The sequence below is a fragment of the Rhodococcus sp. NPDC003382 genome (assembly GCF_053589135.1).
This window is the reverse complement of record NZ_JBSFRH010000101.1, coordinates 1-3268: the sequence shown is the minus strand read 5'-3', so window position 1 is coordinate 3268 and position 3268 is coordinate 1. Positions and strand designations below refer to the sequence as shown.

1 protein-coding gene is annotated in these 3268 nt (G+C 70.4%); it reads left to right on the top strand.

The genetic code is table 11. The features are described from left to right. Positions 1–3268: condensation domain-containing protein (locus ACWDUD_RS30505; RefSeq protein ID WP_450111763.1), on the top strand; the 3268-nt coding region annotated here is incomplete at both ends.

Below are 3268 nucleotides of genomic sequence, written 5' to 3'. Positions count from 1 at the left end.
GGGCTCGACCATCTGGGCACGGTGATCGTCGGTGGTGAGGCCTGCCCGCCGGAGCTGGTGGCGCGGTGGGCGCCGGGCCGGACCATGGTGAACACCTACGGTCCGGCGGAAGCGACGATCCAGTCGAACGCCGGACGGCCGCTCACGGTGGGAGATCCCGTGACGATCGGTGGCCCGATCCGTGGATTCGCCGAACTGGTTCTCGACGACCGGCTGCGGCCGGTCCCGGTCGGCGTGGCGGGGGAGCTGTACCTGTCGGGTCCCGCCCTGGCACGGGGATACCGGAACCGGGGTTCGCTGACCGCGTCGCGGTTCGTGGCCGATCCGTTCGGGACCCCCGGGCAGCGGATGTACCGAACCGGCGACCTCGTTCGATGGAAGAAGTGCTGCGACAACACATTCGAACTCGAGTACCTCCACCGCTCCGACGATCAGGTGAAGGTCCGCGGCTTCCGCATCGAACTCGGCGAGATCGAATCCGCGCTGCGGGCGTGCGACGGGGTCGAGCAGGCGGTGGCGAGTGTCCATCGCGGTGTGGTGGATCGGCTCGTCGGATATGTGGTGCCGGAGCCCGGCGCCGAGCTGGATCCGGTCGCGGTGCTGGCACAGGTGGGGGCGCGGTTGGCGCCGCACATGGTGCCGGCGACGGTGTCGGTGATCGATGCGGTGCCGGTGACGGCGAACGGGAAGGTGGATCGGGCGGCGTTGCCGGAGCCGGACTTCCGTTCGGGTGCGGCGGAGTTCCGGGCACCGGCGTCGGAGACGGAGGCGGTGCTGGCGGAGTTGTTCGCCGAGGTGCTGGGGGTCGAGACGGTCGGGGCGCAGGATTCGTTCTTCGCGCTCGGCGGGGACAGCATCATGTCGATCCAATTGGTGGCGCGGGCGAAGGCGCGGGGGTTGGTGTTCTCACCGCGGGATGTGTTCGAGTGCCGGACGGTGTCGGCGTTGGCACAGGTGGTGGCGTCCGGTAATTCGGGTGCGGTGGTGCTCGAGGAGCTGCCCGGTGGGGGAGTCGGCGACCTGCCGCTCACCCCCGTCATGCACTGGCTCCTCGACCGCAGCCCGCTGCACCACACCCGCTTCTCCCAGGCGGTCCTGCTCGAACTACCTGCCGGCATCGACCACACGACACTCACGCGCACGCTCCAGGCCGTGCTCGATCGGCACGACATGCTGCGCTCCCGGCTGCGCTCGTCGAACGGGACGTGGACCTGGACCGTGCAGCCGACCGGAACCGTCGACGCCGACGATGTCCTCGTCCGCGTGGCCACCGACCCGCACGGCGACGACTTCGACGCCATCGCACACGCCGAACTCGACGCCGCCGCCGACCGGCTCGACCCGGCCTCGGGAATCGTGCTGCAGGCGGTGTGGTTCGACCCCGCCGGCACCGACTCGTCCGACACCGGAATCCCGGGTCGGCTGCTGGTCGTGATCCATCATTCGGCCGTGGACGGGGTGTCGTGGCGGAACCTCGTCCCGGATCTCGCGACCGCGTGGTCGCAGATCGCGGCGGGAGAGAACCCGCAGCTCGACCCGGTCGGCACGTCGATGCGCCGCTGGGCGCACGGTCTGGTCGAGGCCGCGCAGCAACCCGAACGGCTCGCCGAACTCGACTTCTGGCGCGCGACCACGGCCGGGGACGACCCGACGATCGGGTCCCGCCCGCTCGATCCCGCGACCGACGTGATCGCGACGGCCGAGCACTTCTGCGTCGAACTGCCGACCGACGTGACCGAGGCGCTGCTGACCGCCGTCCCCGATGCGTTCCACGGCAGCGTCGCCGACGGTCTGCTCACCGCACTCGCGGTCGCCGTGACCGCCTGGCGACGCGAGCGCGGCACCACGATCGACGATGCGTTCATCGCCCTGGAAGGGCACGGGCGTGAGGAACAGACGGTGCCGGGCGCCGATCTGAGCCGGACCGTCGGCTGGTTCACCACCGGCTTCCCCGTCCGGTTGGATCTCACCGGCATCGACCTCGACGACGCCTGCGGCGGTGGCCCCGCGCTCGACGCCGCCGTCAAGTCCGTCAAGGAACAGCTCCTCGCGGTCCCCGACCATGGCATCGGCTTCGGGCTGCTCCGCTATCTCGACGACGAAACCGCCCCGATCCTGCGCGAACACGCCGGGCCGCAGATCGGCTTCAACTACCTCGGCCGCATCGCCGCCGGAACAGCGGACGGGATGCCGGCAGGCCCGTGGATGCCCGTCGACGCCGGCTCGGAACTCGGCGGAGCCCAGGATCCGCAGATGCCGGTGCCCGCGGCGCTGGACATCAACGCGCTCACCCTCGACGACAGCACCGGCTCTCGGCTGCGCGCCACGTGGGCGTTCCCGACGGGGATACTCACCTCCGACGAGGTGCACGAACTCGCGGACCGGTGGTGCCGCGTGCTCACCGCGCTGGCCGAGCGCACCCGCACGCCCGGCTCCGGGGGACACACGCCGTCCGACCTGGGCCTGGTAACGCTGCGGCAGGCGCAGATCGAGGAACTCGAGCGGCGGTATCCGGACCTGGCCGACGTGTGGCCGCTGTCCCCGCTGCAGGAGGGTCTGCTGTTCCATGCGCTGGTGTCGGAGGATTCCGTCGACGCGTACCTGGTGCAACTGGTACTCGAGCTGCGCGGAAAGGTCGACGCGGAGCGGTTGCGGCGCGCCGGGACGGTGCTGCTGGACCGCCACGCCAACCTGCGCACCACCTTCGTGCCCGACGTCGCCGGACGACCGGTACAGATCGTCCGGGATCGCGTCGAACTGCCGTTCACCGAGGTCGACCTGTCCGCTCTCCCCGCCGACGACCGCGACCGCGAACTCGAACGGATCATGGCGGAAGACCGGGCGGCACGATTCGATCCCGCGCAACCGCCGCTGATCCGGTGGCTGCTGGTCACCACAGGGCCGGACAGTCACCGGCTGATCATGACCAACCACCACCTGCTGCTCGACGGCTGGTCGACCCCGCTTCTCGTCCGCGAACTGCTGATGCTGTACGCGACCGACGGCGACCCCGCCGGCCTCCCGCGGCCCACCTCGTACCGGGATTACCTCGCCTGGGTCGAGCGACAGGATCGCGAACATTCGCTCGACGAATGGACACGCGCGCTCGCCGGCGTCGACGAACCGACACTGGTCGTCCCGGACGACCCCACCCGCCGATACCACGAATCACAGGACGTGTGTGCGGATTTCGGTGTGGAGGAGACGGCGGCGTTGTCGGCGTGGGTGCGTGATCGCGGGGCGACGTTGAACACGGTGGTGCAGGTGG